The organism is Hydrogenophaga sp. (assembly GCF_014773545.1).
Lineage (GTDB): Bacteria > Pseudomonadota > Gammaproteobacteria > Burkholderiales > Burkholderiaceae_C > Hydrogenophaga.
Window position 1 is genome coordinate 36,383 of the sequence record NZ_SDDV01000010.1, and the last position, 20,893, is coordinate 57,275.

Here is a 20,893-nt window from a genome sequence, read left to right on the forward strand (position 1 = left end):
CTGGATCAGCCTGTCATGCAAGAAAACAGTTCGCCGCTCGGTTTGACGGCGCCGCAAGCGCCTGCACCACAGCGTGTGGGCTGGTCGTTTTTGCTCGCGCACCCGGCACACTTCATCGCGCTGGGCGCCGGCGCCGGCCTGGCACCCTGGGCGCCCGGCACCATTGGCACGCTATGGGCCTGGGCGACCTTCTTGCTGCTGCAACCCCATTTGTCGGCGCCGGCCTGGGCGGTACTGATTCTGGCCACCACGGCGCTGGGCTGGTGGGCCTGCACCGTGACCGCGCGGCACTTGCAGGCGCCCGATTCGGGTCAGATCGTGATCGACGAAATCGTCGCCTTCTGGCTGGTTTTGTGGCTGATCTCGCCCGCTGGTTTTTGGGCTCAGTTGCTCGCCTTTGTGCTCTTTCGCGGCTTCGACAGCTTGAAGTTCGGCCCTATGCGCTGGGCCGACCAGCGCTTCAAAGGCTTTGGCGCGCGCGGCGGTTTTGGCATTTTGCTGGACGATTTTGCCGCCGCGCTGTGCACCCTGCTGGTGCTTGCCCTGTGGCGCTTCGGGGGCGGCTGATGTTCCCTTTGACCACCACCGCGCTGGTGCAGCAATTGGCGACCGAGCTGAAGGCGCGCGGCCTGCTGCTGGCCAGCGCCGAGAGCTGCACCGGCGGGCTGATTGCAGCCGCCTGCACCGAACTGAGCGGATCGAGCGAGTGGTTCGAGCGCGGCTTCGTCAGTTACTCCAACGCCGCCAAGACCGAACTGCTGGGTGTGCCGACCGCACTGATCGAGCACCACGGCGCGGTCAGTCAGGCGGTGGCGCAGGCGATGGCGGCTGGTGCGCTGGCGCGCAGCCGGGCCGCTTGCGCCCTGGCCGTCACCGGCGTGGCCGGCCCCGGCGGTGGCAGCGCCGACAAACCGGTCGGCACGGTCTGGTTCGGCTGGGCCACGCCCGCGGGCGTGTTCACCGAACGCAAACAATTTGGCGGCCCGCGCGCAGCGGTGCGGCAGGCGGCGCTGGCGCACGCACTGGCCGGGCTGTTGCAGCGCCTGCCGCCGGCCTGAGGCTCGCCGACGGCAAGGGCGCCGGCCAAGACGCAAGCGACACGCCGGTCACGTCATGTGACTGTGGCATGATGCGCGTCTTTCGCCGCCTTGGCTGCCGCTTCGGTCGCGCCCGACGCCGCATTTTTCCTGGGGTTTTATCATGACTGTCCTGATGTTCATCGCAGGCTTGGCCGCCCTGGTCGTGGGCGCCGAGTTGCTGGTGCGCGGCGCTTCCAAGCTGGCCTTTTCGTTTGGCATTTCGCCGCTGGTGGTGGGCCTGACCATCGTCGCCTTTGGCACCAGCGCGCCCGAGGTGGCGGTGTCAGTCGGTGCGGTGCTGGACGGCAATACCGAAATCGCCATTGGCAACGTGCTGGGTAGCAATATTTTCAACGTGCTGTTCATCCTCGGGGTCTCGGCCCTGATCGTGCCGCTGGTGGTCAACGTGCAACTGATCCGCCAAGAGGTGCCGATCATGATTGGCGCCTCGCTGCTGCTGCTGGCGCTGGCGCTCGACGGTGGCCTGAGTCTGTTTGACGGCGCGCTGCTGTTTGGTCTGCTGGTGTTCTACACGGTGTTTCTGGTCGTGCAGTCGCGCCGCGAAACCAAGGCCGCCAAAGCAGAATACGCGGCCGAATTCGAACCCGCTGCGCCTGGTGGCTGGGACGCCAAACTGCCCGCGCAGTTGCTGCTGATCATCGGCGGACTGGTGTTCCTGGTGCTGGGCTCGGAATGGCTGGTCAACGCCTCGGTGCTGTTTGCCCAGGCGCTGGGCGTGAGCGATCTGATCATCGGCTTGACCATCGTCGCCGCCGGCACCTCGATGCCCGAAGTCGCCACCTCGATCACCGCCGCTATCAAGGGCGAGCGCGACATTGCGGTTGGCAATGTGGTCGGCAGCAACACCTTCAACATCCTGGGCTGCCTGGGCCTGTCGGGCATCGTCGCCGGCACGCTGGGGCTGGACTTGACAATGCCGCAAGCAGCACTCAATTTCGACATCTGGGTCATGCTGGCGGTGGCGCTGGCTTGTTTGCCGGTGTTCCTGAGCGGGCGCGAAATCGCGCGCTGGGAGGGTGGCGTCTTCGTGCTGTACTACGTCGCCTACGTGGTCTACCTGATCATGGCCTCGCAGCAGCACGCCGCGCTGGCGATGTTCTCCAGCGTCATGCTGTGGTTCGTGCTGCCGCTGACCGTGCTGACGCTGCTGATCGTGCTGGCGCGCAGCCTCAAGGCAGACAAAGCAAGGATATAAAGGGGCGGCGGCGCTGGGGGGTGGTGCTAATCGTCGGCGCTGCGCTGCCCCGGCCACGCGCGGCCCCGTCTGAGCGCCTCTCAGTCGGCCATCAAGGCCGCCGGCTCTTCGGCCAGCAGCACGCTGTGCGCCCAGGCCTTCAGGCGGCTGCTGTCGCTGCGCAGAATTTGCTGCTTGACCGCCAGAATCTGCGCCGGATGCATGGAAAAGCTGCGCAGCCCCAGCCCCAGCAGCAAGCGCGTCAAGCTCACGTCGCCGGCCATCTCACCGCATACGCTCACGCCCTTGCCCTGTGCATTGCATTGGGCAATGGTGCTGGCGATGAGTTGCAGCACCGCCGGGTGCACCGGGTTGTAGAGGTGTGAAACCGCCTCGTCGCTGCGGTCCACCGCCAGCGTGTACTGAATCAGGTCGTTGGTGCCGATCGAGAGAAAATCGAAATGGCGCAAAAACAGCGGAATGGTCAGTGCCGCCGCAGGCACCTCTATCATCGCCCCCAGGCGCACCGACCCGTAGGCCTGGGCGCGCTCATCGAGCTGCGCGCGCGCGCGCGCCAGCAACTCCAGCGTCTGGTGAATTTCACTCGCCTGCGCCAGCATGGGCACCAGCAGGCTGACCGCACCGTGCGCAGCAGCACGCAAAATGGCGCGCAGTTGCTGCAAGAACATCAGCGGCTCGGACAGGCTCCAGCGAATCGCGCGCAGCCCGAGAGCGGGGTTGAGGTGGTCGTCGCCGGCGCGCGTGCCCACACGTTCGAGCGGCTTGTCAGCGCCGACGTCGACGGTGCGAATCGTGACCGGCAGGCCCTGCATACCCTGCACGGCGCTCAGATAGGCCTGGTACTGCTCCTCTTCGTCGGGCAGCTTGCCGTTGCGACCCATGAACATGAATTCGGTGCGGAACAGGCCGACCCCAACCGCCCCGGCCTTGAGCGCCGCAGCCACGTCAGCGGGTTGTTCGATATTCGCCAGCAGTTCGATTTTCTGCCCGTCCAGGGTGACTGCCGGGGTGTTTTTCAGTCGCGCCAGGTGTTCGCGCTGCTGCTCGCCCTGCTGGCGCTTGAAGCCGTAATCGGTCAACAGGGCAGGAGAGGGGTCCACCACCACCACGCCGGCGTCGCCGTCGACGATCACCCAGTCTTCCGGCGCGATCAATTGGCTGGCCGTGCGTGCGCCGACCACCGCCGGGATGTCCATGCTGCGCGCGACGATGGCGGTGTGGCTGGTCTTGCCGCCGACGTCGGTGACGAAGCCGACAAACACGCTTTGCTTGAACTGCAGCATGTCGGCCGGAGCCAGGTCGTGCGCGATCAACACCAGCGGCACGTCGGCATGCGGGCCGACGTCGGTGGCTGCGCCTTTTTGCGGCGCAGCCTTGGCTGGCGCCACGGGCGAGGCCGCGCCGCGCATGCTGCGCAGCATGCGTTCGACCAGTTGCTCCAGGTCGGCCTTGCGCTCACGCAGATAGGGGTCTTCCATTTCGTCGAACTGGCGCGCAATCACTTCGAGCTGCGTGGTCAGCGCCCACTCGGCGTTGTAGTGGCGCTCATTGATCCAGTGCGTGACGCCGCCGATCAGGGTATCGTCTTGCAACAGCATCAGATGCACGTCGAGCACGGCGCTGAGTTCAGGGTGGGCGTCGTGGGTGCCGAGTTCGCCCAGGTTGTGCTGCACGCGCACGATCTCTTGTGCCACCGCATCGCGCGCCTGGCACAGGCGCACGAGCTCGGCTCCGATCTGGTCGGCGGCAACGATGTAATGCGCCACGTCGATCCGGCTGGACGCGACGACGACGGCGCGCCCGATGACAATGCCTCGGGAGACCGCCTGGCCGTGCACACTGAAGCTCATTCGCCTTCACCGAATTTGTCGTTGATGAGGGCGACGATGGCGTCCAGCGCCGCCTGCTCGTCGGCACCGCTGGTTTCTATCTCGACTTGGCTGCCCATGCCGGCGGCCAGCATCATCACGCCCATGATGCTCTTGGCGTTGATGCGGCGTTCGCCGCGCGCCATCCAGACTTCGCACGAGTGGGCGCCGGCGAGTTTGGTCAGCTTGGCCGAAGCGCGTGCGTGCAGGCCGAGCTTATTGCTGATGGTCACGGTGGTCTTGATCATGAGAGGACGACAAGCCCGGCGCGCGGGGCTGATTTTGAGGAGCGGAGACGGCGACCTGTATCACACCCTGTGTGGCACCGATCATGGCGCGTGAAATCAGAGCGTCGAGCGACTCGTGCCGGTAAGACACGCTGCGCAGCAGCATCGGCAGATTGACGCCAGTGAGCAGCTTGGTGTGCACGCCGTCAACCAGTTTTTGCGCCACGTTGCAGGGGGTGGCGCCAAACACATCAGTCAGCACCAGCGTGCTGGGCAGGTCGAGCTGGCGCAACAGCCCGCGCGCCTGCGCCAGCGTCTCCTCGGGCGGTGCCTGGGGCAAGACATCGAGCGCCAGCAGCGCCTGGCTGCTGTCGGGAAACACGTGCAGCGCACACTGCCGCAAGGCCGAAGCCAGCGGCGCGTGGGCAATGATGAAAATCCCGTTCATGGCGTGCAGTTTAGCTCTCTTGCCAAGCGCCGCCCAGCGGCCCAGCAGTGGCCCGCCCGCCCGGGAGCGCCGTGCGCCCGCAGCGACCGCGCCGCAGCGCTGGCTGAGCCGGCGCACAATCGGCGCATGAACACTCTCGATGGCATCCGTGTGCTCGATCTGTCCCGCGTGCTGGCTGGCCCCTGGTGCACCCAGACCCTGGCCGACTTGGGTGCCGACGTGGTGAAGGTCGAACGCCCGCCCGGCCCCGATCATCCGGGTGGCGACGACACGCGCGGCTGGGGGCCGCCGTTTTTGCGCACGCGCGACGGCAGCGACAGCGCCGAGTCGGCCTATTACCTGGGCGCCAACCGCAACAAGCGCTCGATCACCTGTGACTTCACGCAGCCCCAGGGGCAGGCGCTGCTGCGCCGACTCGCCGCCCGGGCCGACGTGCTGGTCGAGAACCACAAAGTGGGCGACCTGGCGCGCTACGGCCTGGACTGGACCAGCCTGCAAGCCGTCAACCCGCGTCTGGTGTACTGCTCAATCACCGGCTATGGCCAGACCGGCCCCTACAAAGACCGCGCCGGCTACGACTACGCAATCCAGGGCCTGGGCGGCCTGATGAGCGTGACCGGCGAGCGCGACGCGCTACCCGGCGGTGGCCCGCAAAAAGTCGGTGTCGCCGTGGCCGACCTGTTTACCGGCATGTACGCCACCGTGGCCATTTTGGCCGCGCTGCGCCACGCCGAGCGCAGCGGTCAGGGGCAACAGATCGACCTGGCCTTGCTCGACACCCAGGTGGCGATGCTGGCCAACCTGGGGGCCAACTACCTGGTGCAGGGCCGCGCTGACGGCACGGTGCCGGGCCGCTCGGGCAATGCGCACGTCAACATCGTGCCGTACCAGGTGTTTGAAGTTGCGCCCGATGCCCAGGGCCAGCCGCAGCACCTCATCCTGGCGGTGGGCAACGACGCGCAGTTTGCCCGCTTCTGCGCCGTCGCTGCGCGGCCCGAGCTGGCTGCCGACCCGCGCTTTGCCCGCAACCCGGGCCGGGTGCGCTGGCGCGAACTGCTGCTGCCACAGCTCGAAGCGATCATGCAAACCCGCTGCAAAGCCGACTGGCTGGCCACGCTGACCGCGGCCCAAGTGCCCTGTGGTCCGATCAACAACCTGGCCGAGGTGTTTGCCGACCCCCAGGTGCAGCAGCGCGGCATGGTGCAGCGCTGGACGCACCCGCTGACCGATGCGCTTGATCTGGTGGCCAGCCCGCTCAAGTTCAGCCTGACCCCGGTGCGCAGCGACCTGCCGCCGCCCCTGCTGGGCCAGCACGACGGCGCCGTGCTGGCCGACTGGCTGGGCAGCAGCGCGTGAAGGCAAGCGCCCAATGCCTGTGCGCGCCCAGGAAACTCTGAGCCCTGGCTGGCATCGCAGACGCATGTTCATTTTTTGCACCTGGTCAACGCTGACCCGCCTGCGGCGCGGTGCTGCGCTTGGGCTGTGCGCTGCACTGGCTCTGGCCAGCGTCACCCCGGCGCTCGGCGCCGCGACCGCCGAGCCGGCGCCGACCCACCTGCCCAGCCTGGGCGACGGCCTGGCGCTGTCGCTGGCGGCCGAGCGTCGCATCGGCGATCGGGTGGCGCGCGAAATTTACCAACACCCCGACTACCTGGACGATCCCGTACTGGATGAGTATTTGCAGTCCATCTGGCAGCCGCTGCTGGGAGCGGCGCGCGCGCGTGGCGACGTCTCCCCTGAGCTGCTGGAGCAGCTGGCCTGGGAGCTGATGATTTCACGCGACCGGCGCGTCAACGCCTTTGCCCTGCCCGGTGGCTACCTGGGTTTGAACCTGGGCTTGATCGCCGTCACCGACAGCGCGGACGAACTGGCCTCGGTGCTGGCGCACGAGCTGGTGCACGTCTCGCAGCGCCACATCGCGCGCTTGCTGCAGCGTCAAGAGCGTATGGCGCCCTGGGTGCTGGGCTCGCTGATCCTGGGCGCGCTGGCCGCCAGCGCGAACGCCGATTTGGCCAACGCCGCCATCACCGGCACACAGGCAGTGGCCGCGCAGACGCAGCTCAATTTTTCGCGCGACATGGAGCGCGAGGCCGATCGCGTCGGCTTTGCCGTGTTGATCGACGCCGGCTTCGACGGCCAGGGTTTCGTCAGCATGTTCGACAAGCTGCAACAGGCCAACCGCCTCAATGACGACGGCTCCTTTCCCTATTTGCGCAGCCACCCACTGACCATCGAGCGCCGGGCCGACATGCAAGCGCGCCTGCCCGCGCCGCTCAGCGGCGCAGCAACCCCGCCCCCTGCGCAGACCAGCCGCAGCCCCGAGCTGCACGCGCTGATGGCCGCGCGTGCGCGCGTGCTGGCCGAGAGCCGGGCGCCGCGCCTGCTGGCCTGGGCGCAATACGGGCAGACAGCGGGCGCGCGTGCGGCCGATCTCTATGCCGGCGCCGCTGCGGCGCAACGCCTGGGCCAAGGCGCGCTGGCGCTGACGCTGGCGCAGCGTTTGCGCCAGCAGGTCGCTCCCGCTGCGCACTGGGCGGCCGATGCCCTGCTGCTCGAGGTGCTACTGGCCACGCCCGGCGCGTCAGCCACCGCCAACCCGCTACTGGCCGAGTTGCGCGACCAGGCCCTGCGCGCCAGCGGGCGCGGCCAGGTCTTGCTCGGCGCCCAGGCGGCCATCGCCACCGGCGTGCCGCAACGCGCAGCCGCTCGCCTGCAAGACTGGGTGCTGCGGCACCCGCGCGACGCGCAGGCCTGGGAAACCTTGGCGCAAGCGCAGCAGGCACAGGGCCAGAGCTTGCGCGCGCTGCGCTCGCAGGCCGAGTCGCACGTGGCACGGCTAGACTACGCCGGCGCGCTCGAGCGCTTGCAGGCTGCGCAGCAAGGCCCCGAGGCGCAACAAGGCGCAGACCCGATCGATCTGGCCATCATCGACAGCCGCCGGCGCGCCGTGCAAAGCCTGCTGAACGAATCCCTGCGCGAAAATTAAGCGCGGCGCGCCCACAAGGTCTTGAGCGCCGCGTCGACCACCAGCATCAAGACCGAATAAATCAGCGAACCCAACAGGGCGGCCCAAAACCCGCTGACGTCAAAACCAGCCAGTAAACTGGCAGCGGCCCAAAACATCAGGGCATTGATGACAAACAAGAACAAGCCCAGCGTCACCAGCGTCACCGGCAGCGTCAGCAGCACCAGCACCGGGCGCACCAGGGTGTTGAGCAAGCCCATCACGGCCGCAGCGATCAAGGCGGCGGTAAAGCTCAGTATTTGCACCCCGGGGTAGAGATAAGCCACCAGCAGCAAGGCAGCGGCGGCAAGCAACCAACGGACAATCAGTTTCATGCGCGCAGCATAACAGCCCGTGGCCGCTGGCGGCCAGGTGGGCGCCAGCAAGCGTCGCGGCGCACTTTCAGTTCTGAACTTTTATGGCCAGCATCCACATCAGCGACATCGAGGCCGCCATCAACTTCTGGCGTGAACGCAGCATCCCGGTCGCTGATTTTTCGCTTGCGCCGCCCACGCGCGCGCTGGCCGAGGTCTACGCCTTGCTGGCGTATCACGGCCAGACCGAAATCGACGAGCGCCAGATGCCGACGGCGGCGCAAGCCGCCTGGCTGGCCTGGTTCGACAGCACGCCCGACACCCCTTGCATAGCGATCTGCACCACCAGCCAGGGCGACGCGGTATGCCAGGGCTGCGGCCGCACGTTTGAGGAGGTGCAGCGCTGGACCGCGCTGAGCGCGGCCGAAAAGCGCGCCTGCTGGCGGCGCATCAGCCTGCAAGGCAGCGCCTGGCGCTTCAACCGCTACGCCGAACGCGCAGCGCGCGGGGGTGGACCGGACGGCTGAAACCTTGCGCGTCCGGGCATTGCCCACAAACTTCAGCTAAAAGCGCCCCTCATTCCTGCCGAGCTGGCAGGAACCGCCAGTTCTCCTCGAACGCCACAGATTGAAAAAGACCGGTCTCGAGTGCGGCCTGGAAGTCCTGGGTGACCCAGGGCGGCCAGCTCGTCATGCGTTGCCCGACGATTCAGGCTGCGCCGCACGCTCTGCAAAAGGCTTGACTGCCAAGTTCAGTCAATCAACACCCCGGCATGACGAAAAGGATAGTGGGGACCGAAATCCCCCAGCACACAGGTGTGTGTAATCAAGCGCGGTGGAGTCCACAGATGCAACTGAAACCCAGGCGGCTCCATGACAAAACAGTCGGGGCCACCGATGCGCAAGTCAAGAGCGACCTGGTGCGCCGTGCTGGGACAGACCGAAACCACGCTCGAGCCGATTCGGCACTGAATCGAACGATGCAAATGACCGCACATTATTCGCTCGACCTGGGCATGGCGCGCGACGATTTCCTCAAACTCGGCCGCCCCCTCGAATCCCGGCGCATCCATGTGCGCGATGCCTGTGACAAAAGGCGGATGATGCATTGCGATAATGGTTGGCATGGCCGTTTCGGACAAACGCTGCTCCAACCACCTCAGGCGAACGGAGCACAACTGACCGCGCGCCTCCATCGGGGCCACGGTGTCCAGCACCAGCAAGCACAAAGCACCCAATTGAACCTGATATTGAATAAATTGATCGGTCGCAGCAAGATATTCGAAGCCAGGCCCGCCAAAGGCGGCCCGCAGGTGCCGACGCTCGTCATGATTGCCCGCCACCAGGTATACCGGCATGCTCAGCGGCGCCAACAAAGATTTAAGCAGCTCGTACTCGGCGGCAAGCCCGTAATCAACCAGGTCACCTGTTGCCAACACCAGGTCGGGCGCCGGCTGCAAGCGCGTGATGGCTGTCACGCACCGCTGCAGCAAGTTTGCCGTATCGACCACACCGTAAGCAAGCCTGCCGGCGGCCTTGATGTGCAAATCAGAGATCTGTGCAATCAGCATACTACTCATCCCGGCAGGAGTTGACCCTAAGCCCGAGAGCCTCACCATTCGCAAGTTTGAGCTGCGGCGGCAATTTCAATATCACATCCTCACCGCCAGACATTCTGAGCTGCACCCGCTGGTGATCACCAAGAAAGAATCTGTTCACGACCACGCCCCGCAAGCTCGCCTGCTCCAACGGCACCAGGCATACGTCTTCCGGCCGGAAGCGGTGCGCGCCGACCAGATTCATGGTGCCAATGAAATCGGCAACGAACGAATTGGCAGGTTTAAAATAAATGTCCTGCGGCGTGCCGATTTGTGCAATTTTTCCGCTCTCCATGACGGCAATTCTATCACCTAGAGCCATGGCTTCGGCTTGATCGTGCGTGACATAGATCGAGGTGATCCCCAGGCTTCGAAACAGCTCGTTGATATCCGAGCGCAACACCTCTCGCAGGCGGGCGTCGAGTGCAGCCAACGGCTCGTCGAGCAACAACAGTCCGGGCTGCGGCGCAATGGCACGCGCCAAGGCGACGCGCTGCCGCTGGCCGCCAGACAACTGGTTGACCGCTCGCGCCGCCAACGACTCAATGTGCATCATGGCCAGCATTTGCGCCACCCGTGCATTGCGCTGAGCGACCGGAATGCTTCTAACCACCAGTCCGTAGGCAATGTTTTCCGCCACCGTCATATTGGGAAACAATGCATAGTTTTGAAACACCATGCCGACGTTGCGCTTTTCAATCGGTAGCTGCGTGACATTTTTCTGATTGAACCAGACCTGTCCTGTATCTGGCAGCTCCAGGCCGGCAATCAGACGCAATGTCGTCGTTTTGCCGCAACCAGAAGGGCCCAGCAAGACCAGGGTCTCGCCCGCCTCGACCTGCAAATCGATCGGATCCAGCACACGCTGGCGCCCGTAACTCTTGGAACAGCCATGCAAGGCCACCGAGACGCCATCTGCTGCGCTCGTCATACCTGAATCCTGCGTCCGCCAGCCAGTTGCAGCGCAATCAGTAGCGGCACGATCATGACGAAAAACACGATGGTATAGGCGCTGCCGACTTCGATCCGCAATGAGGCGTATGCATCAGCCAAGCCAACCGGCAAGGTCTGCGTCAGCGGCGTATGCAACAACAACGTCATATTGAATTCACCTATGGAAAGCGTCAACACCATGAGTGCGCCGGCCACGATCCCCGACCGGCAGTTGGGCAGCACAACCCGAGTAAAGCGCTGCCAGAATGACGCCCCCAGACTGCGCGCAGCCTCCTCCAATGCCGGCATGTCTACCGATAGCATCACCGCCAGTACCGCCCGCACCATGAAAGGCAAGGTGAACAACACATGACCGACCAAGATGAACGACCAATGGGTGCGAAAATCACCGACGGCACCGTAGGTGACTATCAACGCCAGCGCCGTGGCTATGCCTGGCAACGCCACCGGCAACATCAGCATTTCCTCGATCGTGCGCGCCCACCGGCCCTGGCAGCGCAACAACACATAGGCTGCCGGCACCCCCAGCAACAGCGTACTGGCCAAGCAGGCAAGCGCGATGCCGAACGACAGCCAAATGCTGCTCCGGTAGTCTGCCCAGACTTCAAAGACCCAGCGCAGGGTCAAACCGCTTTCCAGTCCGACGAGTTGGTTGCGGGTCAAGCCGGTCAGGATCGAGAGCAGTACCGGCAACAGCAAAAAAATGGCCACGCATACCGTGAACGCCAGTGCGGCCCAGAATACCGCAGAGCGCGGAAACGACTTATGCTGGCTCATGCCGCCGTCGAAACCACACTACCACTGAGCGTGCGCGCAAACGCCAGTGCCGCCCAAGTGACGAGGCCGAGCAGGAATGACAACACTGCCGCCATGGCTATATTGGCGTGCAGGGTGAATTCTGTATAAATCACCATGGGCATCACATCGATCTTGGTGGCCAGGGTGAATGCGGTCCCGAAGGCGCCCATCGAAGTTGCAAAACATATTGCCCCGGCCGCCAGCAGTGCCGGCCGCAGACCGGGAATATAAACATCACACAATACCCGCCAGTTTGATGCCCCGAGCGAGCGCGCCGCCTCAATCAGGCGCTGATCAAGTTTTTCTGCCGCGGCCATGACGGTGAGAATGGTGCGTGGAATCGAGAAATAAATGTACCCGACAAACAGCCCGACCATGGAATAGGCAAAAACCACAGGCTCTCCGAGCAGCGGCTCGGAGAGCTGGGACACCAGGCCTTGGCGGCCACCCAGCATGATGACCATGAAGCCAATCACCACACCGGGAAATGCCAGCGGCAAGGTGAGCAGCGCGGTCAGAATCTGAATTCCGGTAAATTGATTGCGCGCCAAGAACACGCCGGCAATACCCGCAATGACCAGCGTGCTCAAGGTCACCACGACCGAAAGCGTGATGGTGGAAAGCATGCTGCGCCAGTAGCGCTGCTCGGTGAGGGCCGTCAGGTACACGCTCCAGCCCAATTCGCCCGCGCCGCTCATCAAAAACAGCCGACCCATCGGCAGCGTGAAGAAAACCAGGAAGATCAGCGCGGCCGGCAGCAGCAACAGCAGCAACCAGCCGCGCTCGCCTTGCATCAGCCGACCTCGCGCTGGTAGCGCTCGGCAATCTGCCGCGCCACGGCAGCAAGCCTGAGCACGTCAACCGGGCGGGCCCGCTGATATTCTGCAGCCGGCAGGAACCGTCTTTGCACTTCAGCGGGCATCGCCCCCGGAAATACCGGACGCATAAAGGCATTGGCCCAGTGCCTTTGCCCCTCTTCGGACAAAACAAAATCCAGCATGCGCCGCCCCTGCGCCGGATTCGGTCCATTTCTGACCAAGGCCATCACATAAGGCAATTGCAGCGTGCCCTCCTGCGGAATAACAAATACCGCTGGCGCCTGATCCGTGTATTTGGCGCGATAGGCGTTGAAGTCGAAATCAATCAGGATCGGTATTTCACCCGACAGCACCCGCGCGTATGCAGTCATGGTCGGAACGATCGGATTGTTGGCCATTAGCTGGCGGAAAAAATTGATGCCAGGATCAAGATTCTCAAAGCTGCCGCCCAGCGCCAGGTTGACAGCCATTACGCCAAGCTGCCCTACTGCGGCGCTGCCGGGATTCAGATAGCCGACCATACCGCGGTAGACCGGGTTTTGCAGGTCTTGCCAACTGCGCGGCACCGGTCTGCCGCGCAAGGCCTGGGTGTTAACAAACAAACCCAGGGTTCCGATATGGATCGTGAACCAGTAGCCCTGGGCATCTTTCAGTGGCGCTGCTATCTCTTCCCAGCGCACAGGCCGGTAAGGCTCGATCACTCCTGCGGCCCGGGCCTGCGGACCAACCTGTCCGCCGAGATAAACCACATCTGCCACCGGCCGCGCCCTCTCCGCCACCAGCGCGGCCAAGGCTTGACCGGAATTTTTGTTGTCCGGCGGCACACGAATGTCCAAGCGTTGGCCTATCAAACGCAGCATGCCGCCCCAATCGGCCCATTCGGGCGGGCAGTTGTAGCAGATGGCCGTGGCGGTCTGCGCCCTGGCGGGCAACGCCAGTGCCGCGACAGAACCTGTTGCTGCAGCCGTTAACAAGATATCGCGTCGGTTCAGCATTTCATATCCTTTCAGATAGGGTGAGACGAAGGGCGGGAGATTCGGTCGGCATTGCATGCGGTGGCGGCGAATTCATGGGCGCTTGCAGCAATTCAAAAAATACCGCCCGGCGCCCTTCGGCGGGCGCTGGGCGAACGGGAATCCAATGAACTGCCGCTCAGTCTTGCTTGTTTGCATGAAAAGTCCGTGACACCCGGTCTGCCTGGCCAGGGCTTCGATCAGATGCGGCGCCGGCGCGCTGCTCGGGCCGCCGCGCCCGGGCCAACGTGCTCGCTCCAGGCGACGCAGCGGGTGTCAGAGTGCAGCAGCGCGGGCGCGATCGCTTGCACGGCGCGCCAAAGCTCGCCGTGCTGAACGGCGTATCGGGAGGTTCCAGCCGGCTGCCTGCCTTTGCCGCCAGGCGACTCTGGGCGACAATCGAGCGGCCATGTCCCGCTACGCCCTGTCTGATCCATCCGACCGCACGCCCTACGTGCGGCTGGCGCTGGCGCTCTCGCTGGGGGCGGCGATTTCACTCGGCATCACCCGCTTTTCCTACGGCCTGTTGCTGCCACCGATGCGCGAAGATTTGGGCTGGACGTATGCCTTGGCCGGCGCCATGAACACCGCCAATGCGGTGGGCTACTTGCTCGGCGCGCTGGCCACGCCGTGGCTGCTGCGGCGCTATTCGACCACCACGCTGCTGCTGGGCGGCGCGGCACTGGCCACGGTCTTCATGGCGCTGAGCGGTTTTTTTACCGCCGCCGGCCCGCTGTTGCTGCAGCGCTTGCTGGCCGGGGTGGCGAGCGCGCTGGTCTTTATTGTCGGCGGTTTGCTCGCGGCTCAACTGGGGGCGCGACAAGCGCGGCGCGCCGGCTTTTTGCTGGGCTTGTATTACGGTGGCGTCGGCTTGGGCATCGTCGCTTCGGCGCTGGGCGTGCCCTGGGTGCTCGAACATGCCGCCGGGCAGGAACACGGTTGGGCCTGGGCCTGGTGGGGCCTGGCCTTGCTGTGCGCGTTGGCCACCGCCTTGCTGTGTTGGCCGGCACGCCGTCTGGGCACCGCCCCCGCCGCCGGCGCACCGTCTGCCGACCCGGCGCACGCCAGCGCCCGCCGGCACGAGCGGGTCTTTCGGCCGCGCGACTTTGCCTTTGCGCTGGCCGGCTATGCCGCCTTCGGCGTGGGCTACATCGGTTACATGACGTTTGTGATTGCGCTGTTGCACGAGCAGGGCAGCAGCAGCGCCGCCATCACCTGGTTTTACGCGCTGCTGGGGCTGGCGGTGGTCGCTTCTGCGCGTCTGTGGGCCGGCCTGCTCGACCGCCACCGCGACGGCCAGGCGCTGGCGCGGCTCAACGCGCTGCTGGGGCTGGCCATCTTGTTGCCGGCGATCACCAGCTTTTGGCCGCTGGTGATCGCCTCCGGCCTGTTGTTTGGCGGCGTGTTTTTGTCGGTGGTGGCATCCACCACCGCGCTGGTGCGGCACAACCTGCCGCCCAGCCAGTGGGCGGCAGGCATCAGCGCTTTCACCATCGTATTCGCGGCCGGTCAGATCGTCGGGCCAACCGTGGTCGGCCTGATCGCCGACGGGCCCGGCGGCTTGGCGCGTGGGCTGGTGTTTTCCGCCCTGGCGCTGTGGATAGGCGCGGCACTGGCGCTGCGCCAGCGTGCCCTGTAAGCCGGTCCCGCCGCCGTGAAACCATCCGAGTGCGCCCCCGATCTGGCTTTGCATGCCAGCCTTTGCCCTCTGTGTGGCCAGGACAACCGCTGCGCGCAGCAGGCCAGCAGCGCCAGTGGCACCAGCGCTGCAACGCCGCTGCCGTGCTGGTGTGTGGCGCAGACTTTTGCGCCCGCGCTGTTGGCCCAGGTACCGGCAGCGGCGCAGGGCCGGGCCTGTGTTTGTGCCGCTTGTCTGGCGGCTTTTGCGTCTGCCCAACACGCCTGAGGCTGCCCGCCGCTGGTCCAGCCACAGCGCCTGTGAGGTCTGAAAAAACCGGAGCCGACGGCGGCGCGGCTATATTGTCGGCCACATGGCCAAAGACAAGACCCTCTACTGCTGCCATGCCTGCGGCGGCACCAGCCCCAAGTGGCTCGGCAAGTGCCCGCATTGCGGCGCCTGGAACACCTTGGTCGAGACGCGGGCCGAACCGATTGCCAGCGGCAAGAACCGTTTTGACGCGCTGGCTGGCAGCACCGGCGTGGTGGCGCTGGCCGACATCGAAGCCAGTCAGTTGCAGCGCAGCCCGACCGGCGTCGACGAGCTCGACCGTGTGCTGGGCGGCGGCATCGTGGCCGGTGGCGTGGTGCTGATCGGCGGCGACCCCGGCATCGGCAAGTCCACCTTGCTGCTGCAGGCGCTGGACGCGCTGCAACGCGCCGGTCTCAAGACCTTGTACGTCAGCGGCGAGGAAAGCGGCGCACAAGTCGCGCTGCGCGCGCGCCGCCTGGGGCTGGACGGCTCGCAGGTCAATGTGTTGGCCGAAATCCAGTTGGAAAAAATACTCGCCACCCTGAGCGCCATGCAGCCCGACATCGCGGTGATCGATTCGATTCAGACCGTGTACTCCGAGCAGCTCAGCAGCGCCCCCGGTTCGGTGGCACAGGTGCGCGAATGCGCCGCCCACCTGACGCGCGCGGCCAAGTCCGGCGCGACCAGCGTGGTACTGGTCGGCCATGTGACCAAAGAGGGTGCGCTGGCCGGGCCGCGCGTGCTCGAGCACATGGTCGATACGGTGCTCTACTTCGAAGGCGATACGCACAGCAGCTTTCGCCTGGTGCGTGCCATCAAGAACCGCTTTGGCGCCGTCAACGAGATCGGCGTTTTCGCCATGACCGAGCGCGGCCTCAAAGGCGTCTCCAACCCGAGCGCGATTTTTCTGTCTCAACACGCCGCGCCAGTGCCGGGCAGTTGCGTGCTGGTCACGCAAGAAGGCACGCGGCCGCTGCTGGTGGAGATTCAGGCGCTGGTCGACAACGGCGGCCCGTCGCCGCGGCGCTTGTCGGTCGGGCTGGAACGCGACCGCCTGGCGATGCTGCTGGCGGTGCTGCACCGGCATGCGGGCGTGGCCTGCATGGATCAGGACGTGTTTGTCAACGCCGTCGGCGGTGTGCGCGTCAGCGAGCCGGCCGCCGACCTGGCAGTGCTGCTGGCGATCGGCTCCAGCCTGCGCGGGCGCGCCTTGCCCAAGGGTTTCGTCACCTTTGGCGAGGTCGGCCTGGCGGGCGAGGTGCGGCCGGCACCGCGCGGCCAGGAACGGCTGCGCGAGGCCGCCAAACTGGGCTTTTCAGTCGCACTGGTGCCCAAAGCCAATGCACCGAAGAAGCCCGACCCGGCCCTGGCCGGACTGCAGATTCATGCGGTCGAGCGGATCGAAGACGCCATGGCGCTGGTGCGCAGCCTGGATTGATGAGGCGTCCGCCAGGCCATGACCATGACCCTGCGCAAATTATTTGTCGCACTGGCCGCTGCGCTGCTGCTGGTGCTGGCGCACCGGGCCTACGGCTGGCCGGGCGTGGCCGCCGTCTCGGGCGGCCTGTTGATGTGGCTGCTGCTGCACGTCACGCGCTTGCTGACGGTGCTGCAACGCGCCGCTCAACGCCCGCTGGGCCATATCGATAGCGCCGTCATGCTCAATGCCCGGCTGCGGGTGGGCGCTTCGCTGCTGCACGTGCTGGCGCAGACGCGCTCGCTCGGCGTGCTCGAATCAGCCGCCGGGGAGCAGCCCGAGCGCTATCGCTGGAGCGACAACAGCGGCTCGGCGCTGACGGCTGAGTTTCGCTCTGGCCGGCTGCTGCGCTGGACGCTGCTGCGTCCGAACGACGGCACGCCCGCCGCACCGCCGCCAGACCCATCGCAGCCGCCCGTGCAGCCGCCCGTGCAACCGTAAAATCAAGCGCTTGGCGTGAGCACCCCAGCGCCAGCCATCCACTCAAAACAAAGGACGATTGCATGAGCCCCCCACTTCCCTCGATGTCCGATCGCGACGGCAAAATCTGGATGGACGGCCAGATGGTCGATTGGCGCGACGCCAAGATCCATGTGCTGACCCACACCCTGCACTACGGCTGCGGCGCCTTCGAGGGCGTGCGAGCCTACCAAACCGCACAGGGCACGGCGATTTTCCGGTTGCAAGAGCACACCGAGCGCTTGTTCAACAGCGCCAAGATTCTGCGCATGAAAATCCCGTTCAGCCCGCAAGAGGTCAACGAGGCTCAACAGGCTGTGCTGCGAGAAAATCGGCTGGCCAGCGGCTACCTGCGCCCGCTGACCTGGATCGGCGACAAAAAACTGGGCGTCTCGCCCAAGGGCAACACGATTCACCTGATGGTGGCCGCTTGGCCCTGGGGCGCCTATCTGGGCGAAGACGGCTTGCAGCGCGGCATCCGCGTCAAGACCAGCAGCTACACGCGCCACCACGTCAACATCACCATGACGCAGGCCAAGGCGGTGTCCAACTACACCAACTCGATCCTGGCCAACATGGAAGTGACCGACGAAGGTTACGATGAAGCGCTGCTGCTCGACAGTTCAGGCTTTGTCAGCGAAGGTGCAGGAGAGAACATTTTCATCATCAAAAACGGGGTGATCTACACCCCCGATCTCTCGGCCGGCGCGCTCAACGGCATCACCCGCAACACGGTGTTGCACATCGCGCGCGACCTCGGGCTGGAAGTGGTGCAAAAGCGCATCACGCGCGACGAGGTCTACATCGCCGACGAAGCCTTCTTCACCGGCACCGCAGCCGAAGTCACCCCCATCCGCGAACTCGACCGCATCGCGCTGGGCAAGGATGACTATCAGGGTTCACGCGGCCCGATCACAGAAAAAATCCAGCGCGCGTTCTTTGACATCGTCAACGGCCGCAACCCGCAATACGCCCACTGGCTGACCCTGATTTGAGACGCCCCATGAACCCTTCCAGCATCGAACTCGGCCCCCAGGATCTCAACGCCCAGGGCGGCATTTATTGCCCCAGCCCGCAAGCCGGCATGCAGCTCTGGAGCAGCCACCCCAAGGTCTATCTGGATCTGACCAAGACCGGCGAGGCGCGCTGCCCCTACTGCGGCACGCTGTACCGGCTGAAGGCGGGCCAGGCGCTGGCACAGCGGCACTGAGCCCATCTTACAAGCAGGAACCATCCACATGAGCATTCTCGTGACCGGCGGCGCCGGATTTATCGGCTCCAACTTCGTGCTCGACTGGCTGGCGCAGTCAGACGAGCCCATTGTCAACCTCGACAAACTCACCTACGCCGGCAACCTGGAAAACCTGGCCAGCCTGCAAGGCGACGCACGGCACCTTTTTGTGCGCGGCGACATTGGCGACTCGGCGCTGCTGGACGCGCTGCTGGCGCAGCACCGTCCGCGCGCGGTGCTCAACTTCGCTGCCGAAAGCCACGTCGACCGCAGCATCCACGGCCCGCAAGACTTCATCCAGACCAACGTGGTCGGCACTTTTGCCCTGCTCGAGGCGGTGCGCGCGCACTGGGGCGGCCTGCCCGAAGCGGAAAAAAGCGCCTTCCGCTTCCTGCATGTCAGCACCGATGAAGTCTACGGCAGCCTGGGACCGACCGACCCGGCCTTTACCGAGACGCACCGCGTCGAGCCCAACAGCCCTTACAGCGCCAGCAAAGCCGCCAGCGACCACCTGGTGCGCGCCTGGCACCACACCTACGGCCTGCCGGTACTCACCACCAACTGCAGCAACAACTACGGCCCTTATCACTTTCCGGAAAAGCTGATCCCGCTAATGATTGTCAACGCGCTGGCAGGCTTGGCGCTGCCGGTCTATGGCGACGGCCTGCAGGTGCGCGACTGGCTTTATGTGAGGGACCACACCAGCGCCATTCGCCGCGTATTGCAAGCCGGTCGGCCAGGTGAGGTCTACAACGTCGGTGGCTGGAACGAAAAGCCCAACATCGAGATCGTCCACACCGTCTGCGCGCTGCTCGACGAGCTGCGCCCGCGGGCCGACGGCAAGTGCTACCGCGAGCAGATCAGCCATGTGCGAGACCGCCCCGGCCACGACCGGCGCTACGCCATCGACGCGCGCAAGATCGAGCGCGAACTGGGCTGGACGCCGGCCGAAACCTTTGAGAGCGGCATCCGCCAAACCGTGCAGTGGGTTTTGGATCACCCCGACTGGGTGGCACACGTGCAAAGCGGGGCCTACCGGCAATGGATACACCAGCACTACGCCGAGGCAGCGGCATGAAAATTCTGCTGCTGGGAAAGAACGGCCAGCTCGGCTGGGAACTGCAGCGCAGCCTGGCCCCGCTGGGCGAACTGGTGGCGCTCGACCGCACGGGCGAGCCGCAGCGCGGCCTGTGCGGCGACCTTGCGCAGCCGCAGGCACTGGCCGCCACGGTGTTGCAGCTCAAGCCAGACCTGATCGTCAATGCCGCCGCCCACACCGCCGTCGACCGGGCCGAAAGCGAACCCGATCTGGCCCATACCCTGAACGCGCTGGCCCCGGGCGCGCTGGCCCAGGCCGCGCAGGCCTGCGCTGCGCTGCTGGTGCACTACAGCACCGACTACGTGTTCGACGGCAGCGGCACCGCGCCTTGGCACGAGCACGCTGCCACCGGCCCGCTCAACGTCTACGGGCGCAGCAAGCTGGAAGGCGAACGCTTGATCGCGGCCTCAGGAGCGCGCCACCTGATCTTTCGCACCAGTTGGGTGTACGCCGCGCGCGGCGGCAATTTTGCCAAAACCATGTGGCAACTGGCGCGGGAACGCGAACGTCTGACCGTGATCGATGACCAGGTCGGCGCCCCCACCGGTGCCGACCTGATCGCCGACGTCAGCGCCCACGCCATCCGCCAGACGCTGCGCCAGCCGCAGGCGGGTGGCATCTACCACCTGGCGGCTGCGGGTGAAACCTCCTGGCATGGCTACGCCCGCTGGGTCATAGACAGCGCCCGCGCGCTCCATCCCGAACAGCCGCTGGCCGTGCAAGAGCTGGCCCCGGTACCCAGCAGCGCCTTTCCCACACCCGCGCGCCGCCCCCTCAACTCGCGCCTGGACACCAGCCGCCTGCGTCAGACCTTCGACCTGAACCTGCCCGAATGGCAACATGGCGTGCGTCGTATGCTGATCGAGATGGTCTGACCGTGACCCGAAGCGTCTCCAGGGCGTCTGCATGACTCAGCGCAACAACAGCACTCTGCTCGGTGACTCCGGCCACACCAGCGCTCGGCAAACAAGGGGCGCCGGTGTACGACAAGCCAATGAACTCCTTCGTCCGGATTGAGTCTGCTCCAGCATGAGTCAGATTGCTGCTTTTTGTCGTCGCATCCTGGGCGCGGTGTTCAAGCTCGTGCTGGGGCTGGCGCTGGCCGTGTTCGCGCTGAGTTTTCTGCTGGCTGCCTTGCTGCTGCTATTGCTCTCCTCGCTCTGGTCGCTGTTGAATGGGCGCAAGCCCGTGCCGCTGCTGCTGCTGCAGCAACTGCGCGAACTCAGCCGCCGCTTGCGCGCTGCGGCCTGGATGCGCGCCCGACCGGGGCGACGCGCCTCAGGCAGCGCCGAGGTGCTCGACATTCAGGCACTTGAGGTGCCCGAGCCGGCGCAGCCGGACCGGGCACCGCGCTGAACACG

At 65.4% G+C, this 20,893-nt stretch carries 24 protein-coding genes; 15 read left to right on the forward strand and 9 right to left on the reverse strand.

Annotated features, from left to right (window positions below):
• Positions 1-15: 15 nt before the first annotated feature.
• From EST26_RS08310 to EST26_RS08320, 3 genes are all read left to right on the forward strand, one after another.
• The gene (locus EST26_RS08310; protein ID WP_291066944.1) at positions 16-567 is read left to right on the forward strand and encodes a phosphatidylglycerophosphatase A; all 552 of its coding nucleotides are present in this window, start codon (positions 16-18) and stop codon (positions 565-567) included.
• Positions 567-1,058 (forward strand): CinA family protein, encoded by a 492-nt coding sequence (locus tag EST26_RS08315; protein ID WP_291066946.1) that lies wholly within the window; start codon positions 567-569, stop codon positions 1,056-1,058. Before EST26_RS08310 ends, EST26_RS08315 begins: the two co-directional genes overlap by 1 nt.
• Positions 1,059-1,200: 142 nt before the next feature.
• The gene (locus tag EST26_RS08320) at positions 1,201-2,295 is read left to right on the forward strand and encodes a calcium/sodium antiporter (RefSeq protein WP_291066947.1); all 1,095 of its coding nucleotides are present in this window, start codon (positions 1,201-1,203) and stop codon (positions 2,293-2,295) included.
• Between the two features lie 80 nt (positions 2,296-2,375).
• Here EST26_RS08320 and ptsP read toward each other — a convergent pair whose 3' ends face one another.
• From ptsP to EST26_RS08335, 3 genes are read right to left on the reverse strand one after another with little or no spacing between them, the layout of a single operon-like run.
• Entirely contained in the window at positions 2,376-4,145 is a 1,770-nt protein-coding gene (ptsP, locus tag EST26_RS08325) for a phosphoenolpyruvate--protein phosphotransferase (RefSeq protein ID WP_291066948.1), read from the reverse strand.
• Entirely contained in the window at positions 4,142-4,411 is a 270-nt protein-coding gene (locus EST26_RS08330; RefSeq protein ID WP_291066950.1) for an HPr family phosphocarrier protein, read from the reverse strand. Before EST26_RS08330 ends, ptsP begins: the two co-directional genes overlap by 4 nt.
• The gene (locus EST26_RS08335; RefSeq protein WP_291066952.1) at positions 4,380-4,838 is read right to left on the reverse strand and encodes a PTS fructose transporter subunit IIA; all 459 of its coding nucleotides are present in this window, start codon (positions 4,836-4,838) and stop codon (positions 4,380-4,382) included. Before EST26_RS08335 ends, EST26_RS08330 begins: the two co-directional genes overlap by 32 nt.
• Positions 4,839-4,964: 126 nt before the next feature.
• Between EST26_RS08335 and EST26_RS08340 the strand changes: the two genes are divergently transcribed.
• Positions 4,965-6,194: a CaiB/BaiF CoA-transferase family protein gene (locus EST26_RS08340; RefSeq protein ID WP_291066954.1), complete on the forward strand. Its 1,230-nt coding sequence runs from the start codon at positions 4,965-4,967 to the stop codon at positions 6,192-6,194.
• 64 nt (positions 6,195-6,258) lie between these two features.
• Entirely contained in the window at positions 6,259-7,824 is a 1,566-nt protein-coding gene (locus tag EST26_RS08345) for a M48 family metalloprotease (RefSeq protein ID WP_291066956.1), read from the forward strand.
• On the opposite strand, the gene EST26_RS08350 is transcribed toward EST26_RS08345, so the two are convergent.
• The gene (locus EST26_RS08350; RefSeq protein ID WP_291066958.1) at positions 7,821-8,177 is read right to left on the reverse strand and encodes a phage holin family protein; all 357 of its coding nucleotides are present in this window, start codon (positions 8,175-8,177) and stop codon (positions 7,821-7,823) included. The two genes, EST26_RS08345 and EST26_RS08350, sit on opposite strands and share 4 nt — an antisense overlap.
• Positions 8,178-8,260: 83 nt before the next feature.
• On the opposite strand from EST26_RS08350, the gene EST26_RS08355 reads away from it, so the two are divergent.
• Positions 8,261-8,683, forward strand: coding sequence for a DUF3717 domain-containing protein (locus EST26_RS08355; RefSeq protein WP_291066960.1), 423 nt, complete (start codon positions 8,261-8,263; stop codon positions 8,681-8,683).
• A 224-nt stretch (positions 8,684-8,907) separates the two neighbouring features.
• Here the strand turns inward: EST26_RS08355 and EST26_RS08360 are convergent, their stop codons facing one another.
• From EST26_RS08360 to EST26_RS08380, 5 genes are read right to left on the reverse strand one after another with little or no spacing between them, the layout of a single operon-like run.
• The gene (locus EST26_RS08360) at positions 8,908-9,726 is read right to left on the reverse strand and encodes a phosphodiesterase (protein WP_291066962.1); all 819 of its coding nucleotides are present in this window, start codon (positions 9,724-9,726) and stop codon (positions 8,908-8,910) included.
• 1 nt (position 9,727) lies between these two features.
• Positions 9,728-10,684, reverse strand: a complete 957-nt coding sequence (locus EST26_RS08365) for an ABC transporter ATP-binding protein (protein ID WP_291066964.1) — start codon at positions 10,682-10,684, stop codon at positions 9,728-9,730.
• A complete protein-coding gene (locus EST26_RS08370) occupies positions 10,681-11,484 on the reverse strand; it encodes an ABC transporter permease subunit (protein WP_291066965.1) in 804 nt (267 codons plus the stop codon). Before EST26_RS08370 ends, EST26_RS08365 begins: the two co-directional genes overlap by 4 nt.
• A complete protein-coding gene (locus EST26_RS08375; RefSeq protein WP_291066967.1) occupies positions 11,481-12,299 on the reverse strand; it encodes an ABC transporter permease in 819 nt (272 codons plus the stop codon). The genes EST26_RS08370 and EST26_RS08375 overlap by 4 nt, the downstream gene beginning before the upstream one ends.
• Complete coding sequence (locus EST26_RS08380; protein ID WP_291066968.1) at positions 12,299-13,318, reverse strand: extracellular solute-binding protein; 1,020 nt, start codon at positions 13,316-13,318, stop codon at positions 12,299-12,301. Before EST26_RS08380 ends, EST26_RS08375 begins: the two co-directional genes overlap by 1 nt.
• 427 nt (positions 13,319-13,745) lie before the next feature.
• Between EST26_RS08380 and EST26_RS08385 the strand changes: the two genes are divergently transcribed.
• The 9 genes from EST26_RS08385 (at position 13,746) to EST26_RS08425 (ending at position 20,888) form a co-directional block, all read left to right on the forward strand.
• Complete coding sequence (locus tag EST26_RS08385; RefSeq protein ID WP_291066970.1) at positions 13,746-14,975, forward strand: YbfB/YjiJ family MFS transporter; 1,230 nt, start codon at positions 13,746-13,748, stop codon at positions 14,973-14,975.
• Positions 14,976-14,990: 15 nt separating this feature from the next.
• On the forward strand, positions 14,991-15,242 hold the full coding sequence (locus tag EST26_RS08390; RefSeq protein WP_291066971.1) for a cysteine-rich CWC family protein: 252 nt from the start codon (positions 14,991-14,993) through the stop codon (positions 15,240-15,242).
• A gap of 85 nt (positions 15,243-15,327) precedes the next feature.
• Positions 15,328-16,704 carry a DNA repair protein RadA gene (radA, locus tag EST26_RS08395; protein ID WP_291066973.1) on the forward strand — a complete coding sequence of 459 codons (1,377 nt, stop codon included), beginning with the start codon at positions 15,328-15,330 and terminating at the stop codon, positions 16,702-16,704.
• A gap of 24 nt (positions 16,705-16,728) precedes the next feature.
• The gene (locus tag EST26_RS08400; RefSeq protein WP_291066976.1) at positions 16,729-17,184 is read left to right on the forward strand and encodes a glycerate kinase; all 456 of its coding nucleotides are present in this window, start codon (positions 16,729-16,731) and stop codon (positions 17,182-17,184) included.
• Positions 17,185-17,246: 62 nt separating this feature from the next.
• Positions 17,247-18,197, forward strand: coding sequence for a branched-chain amino acid transaminase (locus EST26_RS08405; RefSeq protein WP_291066978.1), 951 nt, complete (start codon positions 17,247-17,249; stop codon positions 18,195-18,197).
• Between the two features lie 8 nt (positions 18,198-18,205).
• Entirely contained in the window at positions 18,206-18,412 is a 207-nt protein-coding gene (locus tag EST26_RS08410; RefSeq protein ID WP_291066980.1) for a zinc-finger domain-containing protein, read from the forward strand.
• 28 nt (positions 18,413-18,440) lie between these two features.
• Positions 18,441-19,511, forward strand: a complete 1,071-nt coding sequence (gene rfbB, locus EST26_RS08415) for a dTDP-glucose 4,6-dehydratase (protein ID WP_291066982.1) — start codon at positions 18,441-18,443, stop codon at positions 19,509-19,511.
• Complete coding sequence (rfbD, locus tag EST26_RS08420; protein WP_291066984.1) at positions 19,508-20,407, forward strand: dTDP-4-dehydrorhamnose reductase; 900 nt, start codon at positions 19,508-19,510, stop codon at positions 20,405-20,407. The genes rfbB and rfbD overlap by 4 nt, the downstream gene beginning before the upstream one ends.
• Positions 20,408-20,561: 154 nt before the next feature.
• Positions 20,562-20,888 (forward strand): hypothetical protein, encoded by a 327-nt coding sequence (locus EST26_RS08425; RefSeq protein ID WP_291066986.1) that lies wholly within the window; start codon positions 20,562-20,564, stop codon positions 20,886-20,888.
• The last annotated feature ends 5 nt before the right edge of the window (positions 20,889-20,893 follow it).

Coding starts and splice junctions, on each gene's coding strand:
- EST26_RS08330 (WP_291066950.1), bottom strand. CDS start 4,411: ATGATCAAGACCACCGTGACCATCAGCAATAAGCTCGGCCTGCACGCA.
- EST26_RS08410 (WP_291066980.1), top strand. CDS start 18,206: ATGAACCCTTCCAGCATCGAACTCGGCCCCCAGGATCTCAACGCCCAG.
- EST26_RS08360 (WP_291066962.1), bottom strand. CDS start 9,726: ATGCTGATTGCACAGATCTCTGATTTGCACATCAAGGCCGCCGGCAGG.
- EST26_RS08310 (WP_291066944.1), top strand. CDS start 16: ATGCAAGAAAACAGTTCGCCGCTCGGTTTGACGGCGCCGCAAGCGCCT.
- EST26_RS08340 (WP_291066954.1), top strand. CDS start 4,965: ATGAACACTCTCGATGGCATCCGTGTGCTCGATCTGTCCCGCGTGCTG.
- EST26_RS08405 (WP_291066978.1), top strand. CDS start 17,247: ATGAGCCCCCCACTTCCCTCGATGTCCGATCGCGACGGCAAAATCTGG.
- EST26_RS08355 (WP_291066960.1), top strand. CDS start 8,261: ATGGCCAGCATCCACATCAGCGACATCGAGGCCGCCATCAACTTCTGG.
- EST26_RS08320 (WP_291066947.1), top strand. CDS start 1,201: ATGACTGTCCTGATGTTCATCGCAGGCTTGGCCGCCCTGGTCGTGGGC.
- EST26_RS08315 (WP_291066946.1), top strand. CDS start 567: ATGTTCCCTTTGACCACCACCGCGCTGGTGCAGCAATTGGCGACCGAG.
- EST26_RS08385 (WP_291066970.1), top strand. CDS start 13,746: ATGTCCCGCTACGCCCTGTCTGATCCATCCGACCGCACGCCCTACGTG.
- EST26_RS08345 (WP_291066956.1), top strand. CDS start 6,259: ATGTTCATTTTTTGCACCTGGTCAACGCTGACCCGCCTGCGGCGCGGT.
- ptsP (WP_291066948.1), bottom strand. CDS start 4,145: ATGAGCTTCAGTGTGCACGGCCAGGCGGTCTCCCGAGGCATTGTCATC.
- EST26_RS08335 (WP_291066952.1), bottom strand. CDS start 4,838: ATGAACGGGATTTTCATCATTGCCCACGCGCCGCTGGCTTCGGCCTTG.
- EST26_RS08425 (WP_291066986.1), top strand. CDS start 20,562: ATGAGTCAGATTGCTGCTTTTTGTCGTCGCATCCTGGGCGCGGTGTTC.
- rfbD (WP_291066984.1), top strand. CDS start 19,508: ATGAAAATTCTGCTGCTGGGAAAGAACGGCCAGCTCGGCTGGGAACTG.
- EST26_RS08380 (WP_291066968.1), bottom strand. CDS start 13,318: ATGCTGAACCGACGCGATATCTTGTTAACGGCTGCAGCAACAGGTTCT.
- EST26_RS08350 (WP_291066958.1), bottom strand. CDS start 8,177: ATGAAACTGATTGTCCGTTGGTTGCTTGCCGCCGCTGCCTTGCTGCTG.
- EST26_RS08365 (WP_291066964.1), bottom strand. CDS start 10,684: ATGACGAGCGCAGCAGATGGCGTCTCGGTGGCCTTGCATGGCTGTTCC.
- EST26_RS08370 (WP_291066965.1), bottom strand. CDS start 11,484: ATGAGCCAGCATAAGTCGTTTCCGCGCTCTGCGGTATTCTGGGCCGCA.
- radA (WP_291066973.1), top strand. CDS start 15,328: ATGGCCAAAGACAAGACCCTCTACTGCTGCCATGCCTGCGGCGGCACC.
- EST26_RS08375 (WP_291066967.1), bottom strand. CDS start 12,299: ATGCAAGGCGAGCGCGGCTGGTTGCTGCTGTTGCTGCTGCCGGCCGCG.
- EST26_RS08400 (WP_291066976.1), top strand. CDS start 16,729: ATGACCCTGCGCAAATTATTTGTCGCACTGGCCGCTGCGCTGCTGCTG.
- rfbB (WP_291066982.1), top strand. CDS start 18,441: ATGAGCATTCTCGTGACCGGCGGCGCCGGATTTATCGGCTCCAACTTC.